Source organism: Agromyces intestinalis, from assembly GCF_008365295.1.
In the GTDB taxonomy this organism is placed as follows: Bacteria; Actinomycetota; Actinomycetes; order Actinomycetales; family Microbacteriaceae; genus Agromyces; species Agromyces intestinalis.
Genome location: NZ_CP043505.1, coordinates 1,678,356 through 1,693,774 on the forward strand (window position 1 = coordinate 1,678,356; position 15,419 = coordinate 1,693,774).

Sequence of the window (15,419 nt, forward strand, 5' to 3'; positions counted from 1 at the left end):
TCGCTGCAAAGCCGTTCGACGTGACGGAGGTTTCACCATGTCTTCGAACAACCGCTTCTTCCTCGCCTCTGCGCCGATCTGGCGCTCACTGGTGCACCTGTGCATCCCGATGATCGCCGGCTTCTCGGTCGGCACCGTCTACAACATCATCAACGCCGGGTTCGTCGGCGCACTCCACTCGACACCGCTGCTGGCCGCACTGACGTTCTCGCTGCCGGCGTACGCGCTCATCATGGCCATCGGCGGCGTATTCGGGGTCGGCGGCGGCACCTACATCTCGCGCCTCCTCGGTTCGCAAGAGGACGCCGGGACGGATGCCTCGGCCGCAGCCGATCGCATCAAGCAGATCTCGTCGTTCACACTCTGGGGTTCGCTCGCCACCGGCGTGATCGTCGGCGTCATCGGCGTGGCCTTCGCGACACCCCTGGCCGCCGCGGTCGGGGCCACCGGGGCGTCGCTCACGCCGACCGCGCAGTACATCGGCGCGATGTTCGCCTTCGCTCCGGTGCTCGTCGCGTGCTTCGCGCTCGAGCAGATCGTGCGTGCCGAGGGCGCCTCCGTGGCATCCATGACCGGGGTCATCGCCTCGACCGTGGCGAACCTGCTGTTCGATGTGCTCTTCATCCTCGTGCTCGGCTGGGGCGTGCTCGGCGCGGGCATCGCGGTCGGCCTCGCGAACGTGGTCATGGTCGGCTACTACATCTGGTGGCTGAGCCGGCGCAGCGAGACGGTCTCGCTCGCACCACGCTGGTTCCGCGCCGATCGCATCATGCTGAAGTCGGTCTTCGGCATCGGCGTGTCCGAGCTGCTGCAGTCGTCGTTCCTCATCGTCACCACACTCGTCATGAATTGGATCGCGATCGGCTACGGCGACGCGCTGCTCGCCTCGATGGGGCTCGCGCTGCGCATCTCGCAACTGCCCGAGATGATGTGCATGGGCGTGTTCATCGGCGCGATCCCGTTGTTCGCCTACGCGTTCGGCGCGCGCAACCACGCCCGGCTGCGCCGCGGCATCGCGGGCGCGGCGATCGCGATCGCCGGCATCACGGTGGTGTTCTCAACCCTCGTGTTCGTGTTCCGCGACCAGGTGTTCGCACTGTTCAGCGCCGACCCCGCAGTGCTGACCGACGGCACGCTCGTGCTCACGGCGATGCTCGTCTCGACGATCTTCAACGGGTTCACCGGGCTCGGCATCGCGGTCTTCCAGGCCACCGAGCAGATGCGCAACGCGACGATCATGTCGATCGCGCAGGGCGTGCTGTTCATCCCGGTGCTGCTGATCGGCAACGCGGTCTTCGGCCTCGACGGGGTGATCTGGTCGATGACCGTGACCGAAGTGCTGACTTTCGCGCTCGCGATCTGGCTGCTCGTCGCCTCACGAAGGGCGCTGAGCGCGGCGCCGTCGGCCGGGGCAGTCGAGACCGTCGACGTTCGCGACGCCGAGGGTACTGCCGCCGACGCGATCACCGTCGGCGCCTGATCCCGTCGGCGCCAGATCCCGTCGGCGCCAGATCCCGTCGGCGCCAGATCCCGTCGGCGTGGACGACGACCCGCTAGTCTCGCGGCATGGCCGTCATCGCCAGCGTGTTCGTCGCCCTCGCCGCCCTGCTGCACGGCTACATCTTCCTGATGGAGAGCGTCTGGTGGTCGCGACCGGCGACCTGGAAGCGGTTCGGCGTCGCCGACCAGGCGCAGGCGGATGCCACGAAGCCGATGGCGTACAACCAGGGCTTCTACAACCTGTTCCTCGGCATCGGCGCAGCGGTCGGGCTCGTGCTGTTCTGGGCGGGCGCGGTCGCGCCGGGCGAGGCGCTGGTGCTGTTCACCACGGCCTGCATGGCCCTCGCGGCGCTCGTGCTCACGACGACCGGTCGCGGCTACTGGAAGGCCGCGCTCGTGCAGGGCACCCTGCCGCTGGTCGGCTTCGTGCTGTTCGCGCTCGCGTGACACGCGGGCCGATCGAGTAGCGCGAGCGCATCGAGACCCGCAACAACGCGTCACCTGGTCGCGATACGCTCGCTGGCGCTCGCTCCTCGACCGGCAGACGGTCAGTCTTCGGCTGCCGGCGTCTCCTCGGCCGAGAGCTTCAGCCGGTCGATGAGTTCGGCCGCGTGGCTCGTCGACAGGATGAGCCGGGCGAACTCGCCGCCGGCCAGCTCGAGCACGACCGCCTGGCGCTTGCCCTTCACCGCGACGAAGTCGAGGCCGCCATGGTACTTCCACGTGCCGGCGGCGACGACGAGCGGCACTTCGGTGCCCCGGCGGCGGATCCCCCGGACCCAGATCCACGGGTCATCCGTGATCGTCGCCGAGCGGATGTCGTCGCGCTGGATGACCACGTCGGCGCTGCGCAGCGCGAGCGCGCGCTCGGTCGGGGTGAGATGCACCTCGATCCGATCGGCATGCACACGCAGATTCGCCATGCTCCCATCCTGCCCGAGACTTTCGGATGCCACGCTGTCGACGCTCCACAAAGGCCGACCCCGATCCGTGCACGCCCCGCCCAACCCCGCACGCTTTTCTCAGGAGCACTCGGCCGAATCGCACGTTTCTCAGGAAGACACGCCGTCGCCGTCGCCGAACCGACCCATTACGCGTGAAAAACGTCAGGCACGCCGACGCGCGGGCCGACCTGTTCCGGTTGAAGCGCGACGCACGGCGGTGCTCCGCCGACGCCGACCCGACGCGCTACGCCTGGGAAGCGCCGGGGACGGGCGGCTTCGCCGCGGCAGCGGCGCGGGCCGCGGCCGGGAGCGCGTCGACGATGCGGGCGATCGCGGCGTCGTCGTGTGCCGCGGTCACGAACCACGCCTCGAACACGCTCGGCGGCAGCGAGACCCCGGCGTCGAGCATCGCGTGGAAGAACGGCGGGTATCGCCACGACTCCTGCCGCTGCACGGTCGCGTAGTCGCGCGCGCCGCCGGCGACCGACTCGCCGAACAGGAAGCTGAACAGGCTGCCCGCGTGCTGCACCGCATGCGCGACCCCCTCGGCAGCGAGCGCTGCCGAAACCGCGTCGGCCACGATGACGGATGCCTCGTCGAGACGCGCGTACACCGAGGCATCCGCTGCCCTGAGCGTGGCGACACCTGCGGCGACCGCGACCGGATTGCCCGACAGCGTGCCCGCCTGGTAGACCGGGCCGAGCGGTGCGAGCCGGTCGAGGATGTCGGCGCGACCGCCGAGGGCCGCGACGGGCATGCCTCCGCCGATGACCTTGCCGAACGTCATGAGGTCGGGCGTGTACGCCGCCGCCTCGAACGGCGCCTCGAGACCCCACCATCCGGCGGCGGATACCCGGAAGCCCGTCAGCACCTCGTCGCTGATGACGAGCGCGCCGTGCGCGTGAGCGAGCTCGACGAGAGCGCGATTGAAGCCCGGCAGCGGCGGCACGACGCCCATGTTCGCCGCGGCGGCCTCGACGATGACGGCCGCGATGCGGTCGCCGTGCTCGGCGAACACCGCGCGCACCGCGTCGAGGTCGTTGTAGGGAATCACGAGGGTGAGCGCCGCGATCTCGGCGGGAACGCCCGCCGAACCGGGCAGTGCGAAGGTCGCGAGGCCCGATCCGGCCTCGGCGAGCAGCCCGTCGGAGTGCCCGTGGTAATGCCCCGCGAACTTCACCAGCAGGTCGCGGCCCGTGAATCCGCGCGCGAGCCGGATGGCGCTCATCGTCGCCTCGGTGCCGGTCGACACCAGCCTGAGCCGTTCGACCGGGCCGACCCGCTGCTCGACGAGTTCGGCCAGCTCGGTCTCGGCGGGAGTGGATGCGCCGAACGAGAGGCCTCGGCCCGCGGCATCCTGCACCGCTTCGACGACCCGCGGATCCGCGTGACCCAGGATCGCGGGCCCCCACCCGGCGACCAGGTCGACGTACTCGCGCCCCTCGGCGTCGGTGACGTACGGCCCGCGGGCCGACACGAGGAACCGCGGCGTGCCGCCGACCGAGCCGAACGCGCGCACCGGCGAGTTCACCCCGCCCGGGATCGCGCGCCGCGCGCGGTCGAAGAGCTCGTCGTTGGTGAGGTGCGTCATTCCAGTCCGCCCTTCAGCCAGCCGGCGAGCTCGGTCGCCCAGTACGTCAACACCACGTCGGCCCCCGCGCGACGGATGCCGCGCACCGACTCGACGATCGCGCGACCCCGGTCGATCCAGCCGTGCGCCGCGGCGGCCTCGATCATGGCGTACTCGCCCGAGACCTGATAGGCCCAGACGGGCACATCGCTCGCGGCGGCCACGTCGGCGAGCACGTCGAGGTAGCTGCCCGCGGGCTTCACCATGACGATGTCGGCGCCCTCGTCGATGTCGAGCATCGCCTCGCGCACGCCCTCGCGCCGGTTGCCGGGATCGAGCTGGTACGTGCGACGGTCGCCCTCGAGCTGCGACTCGACCGCATCGCGGAACGGGCCGTAGAAGGCGCTCGCGTACTTCGCCGCATACGCCAGCAGCGCGACATCCTGGTACCCGCCGTCATCGAGCGCCTGGCGCACGGCCGCGGTCTGGCCGTCCATCATGCCGCTGAGCCCCAGCAGCTGCGACCCGGCACGCGCCTGCTCGAGGGCCATCGCGGTGTACCGCTCGAGCGTCGCATCGTTGTCGACCCGGCCCTCGTCGTCGAGGACGCCGCAGTGCCCGTGGTCGGTGAACTCGTCGAGGCAGAGGTCGGTCTGCACGACGAGCGCGTCGCCGGCCGCCTCGCGCGCGACGCGTGTCGCGACGTTCAGAATGCCGTCGGGATCGGTCGCCCCAGACCCCAGCGCGTCGCGCGACTCGGGCACGCCGAAGAGCATCACGCCGCCGACGCCGACGGCCGCAGCCTCGGCGATCGCGGCGGGCAGGCTGTCGAGCGAGTGCTGCACGACGCCCGGCATCGAGCCGATCGGCACCGGCTCGGTCACGCCCTCGCGTACGAACACGGGCAGCACGAGGTCGGCGGGGTGCAGCCGCGTCTCCGACACGAGCCGGCGCATGGCAGGGCCCGAGCGAAGGCGGCGGGGGCGGATGACGGGATGCGGAGTCGCGGTCACCGAACCACCCTACGACCCGCTGCTGTGGCTTTTCTCAGCGCGGCTGCCTCGCGGCCGCCCGCCCCTCGGTGCGTTTTTCAGGCGTAATGGGTCGGGTCGGCGTCTGCACCGGCGTGTCTTCCTGAGAAACGCGCGTTTCGGCGCGTCGTTCCTGAAAAGCGCACCACAGCGCACGACAGCGCAGGACAGCGCACCACCGCGCAGCGCAGCGCAGGACAGCGCAACGAGCGGATGCCGCGGAGCGGCGTCAGGCGCTGGCGAGCGCCGCGTTCACGACCGCGTCGATGAGCGACTCGGCGCTGCGCTCGGTTGCGACCACGTCGACGCGCAGGCCGAAGTGCGCGGCATCCTTCTGGGTCTGGGGGCCGATCGCGGCGATGAGCGTGTGCTCGGGGATCGGCCCGAGCTGCAACTGCACCTGCTCGGCGACGCTGCCCGAGGTGACGAGCACCGCGTTCACCCGACCGGCGCGCACATCGTCGACGACCTTCTGCGCGACGGGCACACCCACGGTGCGGTACGCGACGACCGCCTCGACGTGATGCCCGATGCGCGCGAGCCCGACCGACAGGATCTGCTTCGCGATCGCCGACCGCAGCGCGAGCACGCGCAGGCCCTTCTGCCCCTCGGTCGCCGCCTCCCACTCCTCGAGCAGGCCCTTGGCCGAGTTGTCTTCACTCGGCACGATGTCGGCGCGGTACCCGGCAGCGACGAGCGCCGCGGCTGTGGTCTCGCCGACCGCGGCGACCTTCGTGCTCGCCGGAATCACCGCGTGGTAGGACGCGAGCACGTCGACCGTGGTGGCGCTCGTGACCGTGAGCCAGTCGAATTCGCCGGCGGCGAGCTTGCGCAGCGCCTCTTCGAGGGCGGGCTGGTCGTCGGTCGGCGCGAAGTTGATCATGGGCGCGATGACGGGCGACGCGCCGCGGGCGCGCAGCGACGCCGCGACGCTGTCGCCCCAGGGGCCGCCGCGCGGCACGAGCACGCGCCACCCGGCGAGCGGCTTGCCCTCGACGCTTCCGGGCAGGCTGATCGCGCCGGTCATGGGTTCGAATTCGGTCACGGTGCCTCCTCGGTGGGTGCAAGGTCGGCGGCACCGTTGCCGAGGAGTTCCGCGACGGCACGGGATGCGACGTCGCGTGCCGCCTCGGCGAGGTCGTCTGCCGAGCGGCTGTCGGGGGTCGCGGCGTGCGAGCTCGTCACCCGCCGCGTTCCATCGGCACTGTACACCGTCGCCGAGAGGAACAGCAGTTCGTCGTCGATGAAGGCATGTGCCGCGACGGGGGCGGTGCAGCCCGCCTCGAGGCCGGCGAGCACCAGCCGCTCGGCGAGCACCGCGGCGCGAGTCGACCGGTGGTCGACGGCCTCGAGCGCCTGCTCGAGCGACCGGTCGAGCCGCCCGCTGCGCACCTCGATGGCGAGCGCGCCCTGGCCGGGCGCGGTGGGCCAGGCATCGAGCTCGAACAACTCGGTGATCGCCTCGCTGCGGCCGAGCCGGCCGAGCCCCGCGGCCGCGAGGAGCACCGCGTCGAGCTCGCCCGACGCGACCTTGCCGAGACGCGTGTCGACGTTGCCGCGCAGGTCGACGACCTCGAGGTCGGGGCGGGCGGCGCGCAGCTGCGCGATGCGACGCGGCGAGCCGGTGCCGACGCGGGCACCCTCGGGCAGCGTCTCGAGCGTGAGCGCGTCTCGGGCGCAGAGCGCGTCGCGCGCGTCGGCGCGCTTGGGCACGGCACCGAGGCGCAGGCCGGGCAGGTCGGCGGTGGGCAGGTCTTTCAGGGAGTGCACGATCAGGTCGCAGTCGCCCGCGAGCAGGGTCTCGCGCAGCGCCGCGGCGAACACGCCCTCGCCGCCGATCTCGCTGAGCGACGCCCTCGACGTGTCGCCGTGCGTGGTCACCTCGACGAGCTCGATCTCGGCCTTCGCGGCCTTGCCGATGCGCTCGGCGATCCAGCGCGTCTGCGCCGTCGCGAGGGCGCTGCCCCGCGTGCCGACCCTGATGACGCTCATCGCGCTGCGGCTCCGGGTGACGAGGGCGCCGAGGCCGAGACATCCGCGACCTCTTCACCCGAGCGGATGCGCGCGTGGTCGGGCCAGGGCCCGAGGTCGGTGAGGTGGGGGCGCTCGGCGTCGGGAACGTCGTTCACGCGCTCGAGCACGAGGTCGACGAGGCCCGCGACGTAGGCCGGGTGGACCCCGGGCGTCGGCGCGCGCCGCACCTTCAGGCCGTGCTCGCCGGCCGTCTCGACGGCCTCGTTGTCGAGGTCCCACATGACCTCCATGTGGTCGCTGACGAAGCCGAACGGCACGATCACGATCGCGTCGGTGAGCCCGCCTGCGGCGAGCTCGGCGATCGCGTCGTTGATGTCGGGCTCGAGCCACGGTGTGCGGGGGTCGCCCGAGCGCGACTGGTAGCTGAGCGACCAGGGCGAGGCGGGTGCGGCGGCCTCGTTGATGACGGATGCCACGGCGAGGTGCTGCGCGACGTACGCGCCGCCCCCGCCGAAATCAGGACCGGATGCCACGGCCGCCGCCGTCGGGATCGAGTGCGTCACGTACATGACGTGGATGCGCTCGGGCGCGACGCCCTCGGCGCCGAGCGACGCGATCGCGTCGGTCACGCCCTCGACGAACGGCTGCACGAAGCCCGGGTGGTCGAAGTACTCGCGGATGCGGTCGATCGACACGCCCGTACCATCCGTGGCCTTCTCGAAGTCCTCGCGGTACTGGCCGACGCCCGAGTACGACGTGTAGGCGCTGGTGACGAGGCCCAGCAGCTCGGTGTGCCCGTTCGCCTCGGCTTCGCGTACCACGTCGCCGAAGTAGGGCGCCCAGTTGCGGTTGCCCCAGTAGACCGGCAGGTCGATGCCGCGCGCGGCGAGCTCGGCCTCGAGCGCGGCCTTCAGCTGCCGGTTCTGCTCGTTGATCGGGCTCACACCGCCGAAGTGGCGGTAGTGGTGGGCGACCTCTTCGAGCCGCTCGTCGGGGATGCCGCGACCCGCGGTGACGTTCCGCAGGAACGGGATCACGTCGTCTTGCCCCTCGGGACCTCCGAACGACGACAGCAGGATCGCGTCGTAGTGCGTCATTACTGCAGGACCTCCACGAGTTCGGCCGTCGTGATGCGCCGGCCGGTGTAGAACGGAATCTCTTCGCGCACATGCAGGCGCGCGTCGGTGGCGCGCAGCTCGCGCATCATGTCGACGAGGTCGGTGAGCTCGTCGGCCTCCATGGGCAGCAGCCACTCGTAGTCGCCGAGGGCGAAGGCGGCCACGGTGTTGGCGACCACGCCGCGGAAGGCCGCGCCCTTGCGGCCGTGCTCGGCGAGCATGCGGCTGCGTTCGGCCGGGTCGAGCACGTACCAGTCGTACGACCGGTTGAACGGGTAGACCGTGAGCCAGTTCTTGGCCTCGATGCCCCGGAGGAATCCGGGGACATGGGCGCGGTTGAACTCGGCGGCGCGGTGCACGCCCATCGCGTTCCAGGTCGGCAGCAGCGCCTTGAGCAGGCGCGCCCGACGCAGCTCGCGCAGCGCCCACTGCAGCCCCTCGGCGGTTTCGCCGTGCAGCCACAGCATGACGTCGGCGTCGGCGCGCAGGCCCGATACGTCGTAGATGCCGCGCACCACGATGCCCTCGCCCTCGATGAGCGAGACGACCCCGTCGAGGTCTTTGACGACGCGCGGCACGTCGTGCCCGTCGAAGTCGTCGGGTCGTGCCGGGTCGCGGCGGAACACCGCGAAGAGCGTGAAGCCCGAGGGCTCGGGCGCGGTGTCGGATTCGGTTCTGGGCGCGTCGGCTGCCGCTTCAGCAGCGGGGGAAGACATGCCTCCAGTCTCCCCCTTCGCGGCTGATCGGCCAAAACAGGCCGGATGCCGCGGGGCGGCGCGACCGGCTGGCGCTACTGCTCGGGGTCGGCCGTCGCGGCGAGCGCGTCGAGGAAGCGGATCACGACCTCGCGCTCGTCGGGGCTGAGCGCGGCGGCGACCGCGAACCGCCGAGCGTGCTGACGGCCGACGGTCTCTCGCGCGTCGCGGCGCGTGTGGTCGGTGATCGCGATGGCGAGCGCGCGGCGGTCGGTCGGGTGCGGCGAGCGCACGATGTGCCCGCCGCGCTCGAGCCGGTCGAGCAGTTTCGTGGTCGACGCACTCGAGATGCCGAGGTACTCCGACATCGCACCGGGCGTCGCGATGACCCCCTGCGCACGGGTCGCGATGAGGAATCGCAGGGCGCGCATGTCGGTCTGGTTGAGCTTCATGTAGCGACGGGATGCCTCGCTCATGCGATCGGCCGCGTGGTGCCACGCCTGCAGGCTGCGCATGACGTGCACGATCTGCTCGACGTCTGCGTCGTCGAGGCCGGCGCGATCGACGAGGTCGCTGTCGCGGTCGGCGATGCGGGGGTCGAGCATGCCCGCGGCCACTTGTGCCACGCCCTCGCCGTCGTCTGCCACGTCGCGATTCTAGCCCTCGACGTAAGAATCTCGCTAAGCTAATCTCTAGCCAAGCAAGTGATTATCGATGATCAACGAAGGAGGTCCGCCGATGCCGCCCGAGACCGAACTGGTCGTACTGCTCGACGCCGACGGCCGACCCATCGAGACCGCGCCGAAGGCGAGCGTGCACGGCGCCGACACCGCGCTGCATCTGGCGTTCTCCTGCCACGTCTTCAACGACGACGGCGACGTGCTCGTCACGCGCCGCGCACTCGTCAAGCAGGCCTGGCCAGGCGTCTGGACCAATTCGTTCTGCGGTCACCCGCAACCTGCCGAGACGCTCGTGCACGCGCTGCGCCGCCGTGCCGAGTTCGAGCTCGGCCTCGAGCTCCGCGAGATCGAGCCGGTGCTGCCGTTCTTCCGCTACCGCGCGGTCGATGCGTCGGGCGTCGTCGAGAACGAGATCTGCCCGGTGTATACGGCCCGCGTCGCCACCGACCCGGTGCCCCATCCCGCCGAGGTGATGGACTTCGCGTGGGTCGCGCCCGACACCCTCGCGCAGGGGCTGCGCAGCGCGCCGTGGGCGTTCAGCCCGTGGCTGGTGCTCCAGGCACGACTGCTGCCGTACCTCGGCGGGCATCCGGGCGCCGAGGCGGCACCGGCCGCCCAAGCACCACAGGTCGCCCAGCCCGCCCCGATCGCGCTCGCGTCATGAGCCTCGCGATCGAGGCGCCCACCGGCACCGATCGCGACGTCGACGCGTTCCTCGCCGCGTTCTTCGCCGACGCCGTCGCCCGGGCCGAGGCGCACGGGCCTGACTACCGCCTCCTCTGGGAGGCGGCACGAGACGCGGCCGACGGCGGCAAGCGCATCCGCCCCCGACTCGTGCTCGCCGCGCACGACGCGTTCACGGCCGACGGCCGGTCGCCCGATGCGGTTCGGCTCGCCGGCGCGTTCGAACTGCTGCACACGGCGTTCCTCATGCACGACGACGTCATCGACCACGACCTCGTGCGCCGGGGCGAGCCGAACGTCGCGGGGCGGTTCGTGCTCGACGCGGGGCGCCGCGGCCTTTCGCCCGCCCGGGCCGACGAGTACGGTCGGGCCTCGGCGATCCTCGCCGGCGACCTCCTCATCGCGGGCGCGTACTCGGTGGCGGCGAGCCTGGATGCTCCGGCCGCGACCCGGCGGGCGGTGCTCGACGTCGTCGACGGGTGCGTGTTCGCGGCCGCCGCGGGCGAGCACGCCGACGTGCGGCACTCCACCGGCGTGCAGGCCGAGGAGCGCGACATCCTCGCCGTGATCGAAGACAAGACGGCGTCGTACTCGTTCAGCGCGCCGCTGCAGGCGGGCGCGCTGCTGGCCGGCGCCGACCCGGTCGCGGTCGAGCGGCTCGGCGAGATCGGCCGCCACCTCGGCATCGCGTTCCAGTTGCGCGACGACGTGCTCGGCGTCTTCGGCGTCGAACAGGTCACAGGCAAGAGCGCGATCGGCGACCTGCGCGAGGGCAAGGCGACGCTGCTGGTGGCGTACGCGCGATCGGATGCCGCGTGGCAGGCGGCATCCGACGGGTTCGGCCGGCCCGACCTCGACGAGCCGGGCGCCGAGCGGCTGCGCGCCGCGATCGAGTCCAGCGGTGCGCGACGCCGTGTCGAGGGGCGCATCCGCCTCGAGGCGCGGCTCGCGCTCGAGTCGATCGCCACGGCCGCGCTGCCCGAGCGGCTCGAATCCGTGCTCGCACGGCTGGTCGCCACCGGGATCGAGCGTGCGCGATGACCGAGACGACCGGGCTCGCCCTGTACGATCGCACCGCCCGCCGCGGGTCGGCGCACCTCATCGGCGCGTATTCGACGTCGTTCGGCTTGGCGAGCCGGCTCTGCTCGCGAGACATCCGAACCCATGTGGCCGACGTCTACGCGCTGGTGCGCATCGCCGATGAGCTCGTCGACGGCCCGGCCGAGGAGGCCGGGCTCGGTCCGGCGCAGCGCCGCGCACTGCTCGACGAACTCGAGGCCGAGACCGAGCGGGCGATGGCGAGCGGATACAGCGCGAACCTCGTGGTGCACGCGTTCGCGCGCACCGCGCGCGCGACGGGATTCGGCGTCGAGTGCACGCGACCGTTCTTCGCGTCGATGCGGCGCGACCTGGCGCCCGTGGACTTCGCCGACCGCGCCGAGTTCGACGAGTACGTGCACGGATCCGCCGAGGTCGTCGGGCTCATGTGCCTGCGTGCGTTCACGCTCGGCATGCGGGCCGATCCCGATCGCGACGCACGCTGGCAGCGCGGCGCCCGCCACCTGGGTGCCGCGTTCCAGAAGGTGAACTTCCTGCGCGACCTCGGCGCCGACGCCGACGTGCTCGGCCGCTCGTACTTCCCGGGCGTCGATCCGCACGCGATCACCGAGGTGCAGAAGCACGCCCTGCTCGACGACATCGACGCCGACCTGCGGATCGCCGGCGAGGTCATCCCCGAACTGCCCGCCGGCTGCCGCCGGGCGGTCGCCGCGGCGCACGCCCTGTTCGGCGAGCTCGCCGCCCGCATCCGTCGCACCCCCGCCGACGGCCTGCTCGTCGCGCGGGTGAGCGTGCCGACGGCCCGCAAGCTGGTGCTGCTGGCGCGCGCGTCGACGGGTCGGGTCGTGCGCCCGAGGCATCCGAACCGCTCGTCGCGCGAGGCGGGTGCAACCCGAACCGGGGCATCGCGCGCGAGCGGGGCACCCGCATGAGCGACGCCATCGTCGTCGGGGGCGGCATCGCGGGCCTCGCGACCGCCGCGCTGCTCGCGCGGGACGGGCATCGGGTCACCCTGCTCGAGGCGCGCGCGCAGCTCGGCGGTCGCGCGGGGCGCTGGGATGCTGCGGGGTTCCGATTCGACACGGGCCCGTCCTGGTACCTCATGCCCGAGGTCTTCGACCACTTCTTCCGGCTGATGGGCACGTCGACCGAGGCCGAGCTCGACCTGGTTCGGCTCGACCCGGCGTACCGGGTGTTCTTCGAGGGCGAGCCCGATCCGCTCGAGCTGCGCAGCGACCGCGCCGCCGCGATGGCCGCGTTCGAGGCGATCGAGCCGGGTGCCGGCGCCGTGCTCGACGCGTACCTCGACTCGGCCGACGAGACCGCCCGCCTTGCACTCCAACGCTTCCTCTACACCGACTTCGCGTCGCCCCGCGCGCTGCTGTCGCCCGACCTGCTGCGGCGGGTCGGCCGACTCACGACGCTGCTGCTGCAGCCGCTCGACCGGTTCGTCGGCCGCCGCTTCGCCGACCGCCGGCTGCGGCAGGTGCTCGGGTATCCGGCGGTGTTCCTCGGCACCTCGCCGTCGAGGGTGCCGAGCATGTACCACCTGATGAGCCGCTACGACCTCGACGACGGCGTGCGCTACCCGATGGGCGGGTTCGGCGAGCTCATCGACGCGGTCGCGCGCGTCGCGCGACGCGCGGGCGCCTCGCTGCAGACGCGTACACCGGTCACGCGCATCCTCGTCGAGCGCGGGCGTGCGGTCGGGGTGCACGTGACGGATGCCGCGACCGGCGCCGAACGCGAGCTTCGCGCCGACCTCGTGGTGTCGGCCGCCGACGGGCGCCACACCGACGCCGACCTGCTGCCGCCCCAGCACCGCACCCGGCCCGATGCGGCCTGGGCCCGCAGCGACCCGGGGCCGGGCGCGGTGCTCGCTCTGCTCGGCGTGCGCGGACGCCTGCCGCAGCTCGCCCACCACAACCTGCTGTTCAGCGCCGACTGGAACCGCAACTTCGGCGACATCTTCGGCGCGACCCCGCGCGTGCCCGACCCGGCGTCGATGTACGCCTGCAAGCCGAGCGCCACCGACCCGTCGGTCGCGCCGCCCGATCACGAGAACCTGTTCCTGCTCGTGCCGGTACCCGCCGACCCGTCGATCGGCGCCGGCGGCGTCGACGGCCAGGGCGACCCGCTCGTCGAGCGCACGGCCGACGCGGCGATCACCCAGCTCGCCTCGTGGGCCGGCATCCCCGACCTCGCCGAACGCATCGTGGTGCGCCGCACCATCGGACCCGACGACTTCGCGACCTGGTTCAATGCCGACCGCGGCGGCGCGCTCGGCCCTGCGCACACCCTGCGCCAGAGTGCGTTCCTGCGCGGGCGCACCGCGTCGGCGAGCGCCGACGGCCTCTACTTCGCGGGCGCGACGACGATTCCCGGCATCGGTCTGCCGATGTGCCTGATCAGCGCCGAACTCGTCGCGAAGGCGGTGCGCGGCGACGCGAGCTGCGGCCCGCTGGCCGAGCCCGTGGTGCGAAGGGTCGGCGCATGAGCGTCGTCTACCTGAGCGCGCTCGCGGTGTCGCTCGCGGGGGTGGCGACAGTCGACGCGCGGTTCCGGTTGTTCGTGTGGCGTGCGCCCCGGCGGGCGGCAGCAGTGCTCGGCATCACCCTCGCGTTCCTGCTCGGGTGGGATGCCGCGGGCATCGCCCTGGGCGTCTTCTTCCGGGTCGACAACGCCATTTCGACGGGCATCGTGCTCGCGCCCGAGCTGCCCCTCGAGGAGCCGGTGTTCCTGCTGTTCCTCGCCTACCTCGCGATGGTGCTGTACACGGGCGCGCTGCGGCTGCTCGCCGCCCGGCGGGCGGGCCGGGCCGCGCCGACCCGGGCTTCGCAACCCCGGTCGGATGCCGCAGAGCACGCCGAGAGGAACCCCCGATGACCTACCTCGCGCTGTGCCTGCTGTTCCTCGCGGCATCCGGAATCGTGGCCGCGATCGCCTGGCCGCGCGCACCCCGAGGTCACGCCGCCGCACTCGCGATCGCGGCTGCGGCGCTCGTCGTACTCACCGCGGTGTTCGACACGGTCATGATCGCAGCCGGCCTGTTCGCCTACGCCGACGAGCACCTCGCCGGGCCGCACCTCGGGCTCGCCCCGATCGAGGACTTCGCCTACCCGATCGCCGCGCTGCTGCTCGCGAGCGCGGCGTGGAACCTGCTGGTTCCGGCGGAAACCGAGGCATCCGATGGCCGTTGACCGATCGCGCACCCGGCCGCGCAGCCTGGCCGCCGACCTGCTCACCGCGTCGCGCCCGCTGAGCTGGATCAACACCGCGTTCCCGTTCGCCGCCGCCTACCTGCTCGCGACCCGCGAGATCGACGCGCCGCTCGTGATCGGCACACTGTTCTTCCTCGTGCCGTACAACCTCGCGATGTACGGCATCAACGACGTGTTCGACTACGCGTCCGACGCGCAGAACCCGCGCAAGGGCGGCGTCGAGGGCGCACTGCTCGGCCCGGCGCGGCACCGTGCGACGCTGATCGCGGCGCCCGCGGCGTGCGTGCCGTTCGTGGTGGCGCTCGTGCTGCTCGGCAGCCCGGTCTCGTGGTTGGTGCTCGCCGTGAGCCTGTTCGCGGTCGCCGCCTACTCGATGCCGGGCCTGCGGTTCAAAGAGGTGCCGTTCCTCGACTCGGTCACCTCGAGCACGCACTTCGTCTCGCCCGCGGTGTACGGGCTCGCACTCGCGGGGGCATCCGTCACCCCGCAGCTGATCGCGCTCATCGCCGCGTTCTTCGCCTGGGGCGTCGCGAGCCACGCGTTCGGCGCCGTGCAAGACGTGGTGCCCGACCGCGAGGGCGGCATCGCCTCGATCGCGACCGTGCTCGGAGCACACGCCACCGTGCGCTTCGCGATCGCTGCCTGGGGCGCTGCCGGGCTGCTCATGCTGGTCACCGCGTGGCCCGGGCCGCTCGCCGCGGTGCTGGTGCTGCCCTACCTCGCGACGGCGTGGCCGTATCGCGGGGTGTCGGATGCCTCGTCGGGGGCCGCGAACGCCGGATGGCGCCGGTTCCTGGGCATCAACTACGCGGTCGGATTCCTCGTCACCATGCTGCTCGTCTGGTACGCCGCGCTCACTCCGCCGGTCGAATAAGACCAGCGGAAGGAATGCGTCGGCGACCCGGCCCGAGTGCTTGCCCCCTCCCCCGGGTGTCCGACAGGA

At 72.1% G+C, this 15,419-nt stretch carries 17 protein-coding genes; 9 read left to right on the top strand and 8 right to left on the bottom strand.

What is annotated here, in order from left to right:
* Positions 1-37: 37 nt before the first annotated feature.
* Together FLP10_RS07725 and FLP10_RS07730 are read left to right on the top strand one after the other, a co-directional pair.
* Complete coding sequence (locus tag FLP10_RS07725; protein WP_149160340.1) at positions 38-1,480, top strand: MATE family efflux transporter; 1,443 nt, start codon at positions 38-40, stop codon at positions 1,478-1,480.
* An 86-nt stretch (positions 1,481-1,566) separates the two neighbouring features.
* The gene (locus FLP10_RS07730) at positions 1,567-1,947 is read left to right on the top strand and encodes a DUF1304 domain-containing protein (protein WP_149160341.1); all 381 of its coding nucleotides are present in this window, start codon (positions 1,567-1,569) and stop codon (positions 1,945-1,947) included.
* A gap of 101 nt (positions 1,948-2,048) precedes the next feature.
* On the opposite strand, the gene FLP10_RS07735 is transcribed toward FLP10_RS07730, so the two are convergent.
* The 8 genes from FLP10_RS07735 to FLP10_RS07770 all read right to left on the bottom strand — a co-directional run bounded on the left by FLP10_RS07735 (position 2,049) and on the right by FLP10_RS07770 (position 9,479).
* Positions 2,049-2,423, bottom strand: coding sequence for a hypothetical protein (locus FLP10_RS07735; protein WP_149160342.1), 375 nt, complete (start codon positions 2,421-2,423; stop codon positions 2,049-2,051).
* A gap of 265 nt (positions 2,424-2,688) precedes the next feature.
* A complete protein-coding gene (gene hemL, locus FLP10_RS07740; RefSeq protein WP_149160343.1) occupies positions 2,689-4,035 on the bottom strand; it encodes a glutamate-1-semialdehyde 2,1-aminomutase in 1,347 nt (448 codons plus the stop codon).
* Positions 4,032-5,027: a porphobilinogen synthase gene (gene hemB, locus FLP10_RS07745; protein WP_281286469.1), complete on the bottom strand. Its 996-nt coding sequence runs from the start codon at positions 5,025-5,027 to the stop codon at positions 4,032-4,034. The genes hemL and hemB overlap by 4 nt, the downstream gene beginning before the upstream one ends.
* A 247-nt stretch (positions 5,028-5,274) precedes the next feature.
* Complete coding sequence (locus FLP10_RS07750) at positions 5,275-6,072, bottom strand: uroporphyrinogen-III synthase (RefSeq protein ID WP_149162150.1); 798 nt, start codon at positions 6,070-6,072, stop codon at positions 5,275-5,277.
* A gap of 14 nt (positions 6,073-6,086) precedes the next feature.
* On the bottom strand, positions 6,087-7,037 hold the full coding sequence (hemC, locus tag FLP10_RS07755) for a hydroxymethylbilane synthase (RefSeq protein ID WP_149160344.1): 951 nt from the start codon (positions 7,035-7,037) through the stop codon (positions 6,087-6,089).
* Entirely contained in the window at positions 7,034-8,116 is a 1,083-nt protein-coding gene (locus tag FLP10_RS07760) for a ferrochelatase (RefSeq protein WP_149160345.1), read from the bottom strand. The genes hemC and FLP10_RS07760 overlap by 4 nt, the downstream gene beginning before the upstream one ends.
* Entirely contained in the window at positions 8,116-8,853 is a 738-nt protein-coding gene (gene hemQ / locus FLP10_RS07765) for a hydrogen peroxide-dependent heme synthase (protein WP_149160346.1), read from the bottom strand. The genes FLP10_RS07760 and hemQ overlap by 1 nt, the downstream gene beginning before the upstream one ends.
* A 74-nt stretch (positions 8,854-8,927) precedes the next feature.
* Positions 8,928-9,479, bottom strand: coding sequence for a MarR family winged helix-turn-helix transcriptional regulator (locus FLP10_RS07770; protein WP_246150285.1), 552 nt, complete (start codon positions 9,477-9,479; stop codon positions 8,928-8,930).
* A gap of 91 nt (positions 9,480-9,570) precedes the next feature.
* Here FLP10_RS07770 and idi point away from each other — a divergent pair, with 91 nt between their 5' ends.
* From idi to FLP10_RS07805, 7 genes are read left to right on the top strand one after another with little or no spacing between them, the layout of a single operon-like run.
* On the top strand, positions 9,571-10,176 hold the full coding sequence (gene idi, locus FLP10_RS07775) for an isopentenyl-diphosphate Delta-isomerase (protein ID WP_149160347.1): 606 nt from the start codon (positions 9,571-9,573) through the stop codon (positions 10,174-10,176).
* Positions 10,173-11,237, top strand: a complete 1,065-nt coding sequence (locus FLP10_RS07780) for a polyprenyl synthetase family protein (RefSeq protein ID WP_149160348.1) — start codon at positions 10,173-10,175, stop codon at positions 11,235-11,237. Before idi ends, FLP10_RS07780 begins: the two co-directional genes overlap by 4 nt.
* Positions 11,234-12,187, top strand: a complete 954-nt coding sequence (locus FLP10_RS07785) for a phytoene/squalene synthase family protein (protein ID WP_149160349.1) — start codon at positions 11,234-11,236, stop codon at positions 12,185-12,187. Before FLP10_RS07780 ends, FLP10_RS07785 begins: the two co-directional genes overlap by 4 nt.
* Entirely contained in the window at positions 12,184-13,752 is a 1,569-nt protein-coding gene (gene crtI / locus FLP10_RS07790) for a phytoene desaturase family protein (protein ID WP_149160350.1), read from the top strand. The genes FLP10_RS07785 and crtI overlap by 4 nt, the downstream gene beginning before the upstream one ends.
* A complete protein-coding gene (locus FLP10_RS07795) occupies positions 13,749-14,141 on the top strand; it encodes a lycopene cyclase domain-containing protein (protein ID WP_149160351.1) in 393 nt (130 codons plus the stop codon). The genes crtI and FLP10_RS07795 overlap by 4 nt, the downstream gene beginning before the upstream one ends.
* Positions 14,138-14,455, top strand: coding sequence for a lycopene cyclase domain-containing protein (locus FLP10_RS07800; RefSeq protein ID WP_149160352.1), 318 nt, complete (start codon positions 14,138-14,140; stop codon positions 14,453-14,455). Before FLP10_RS07795 ends, FLP10_RS07800 begins: the two co-directional genes overlap by 4 nt.
* Positions 14,445-15,350: a prenyltransferase gene (locus tag FLP10_RS07805; protein WP_149160353.1), complete on the top strand. Its 906-nt coding sequence runs from the start codon at positions 14,445-14,447 to the stop codon at positions 15,348-15,350. The genes FLP10_RS07800 and FLP10_RS07805 overlap by 11 nt, the downstream gene beginning before the upstream one ends.
* Positions 15,351-15,419: the final 69 nt, after the last annotated feature.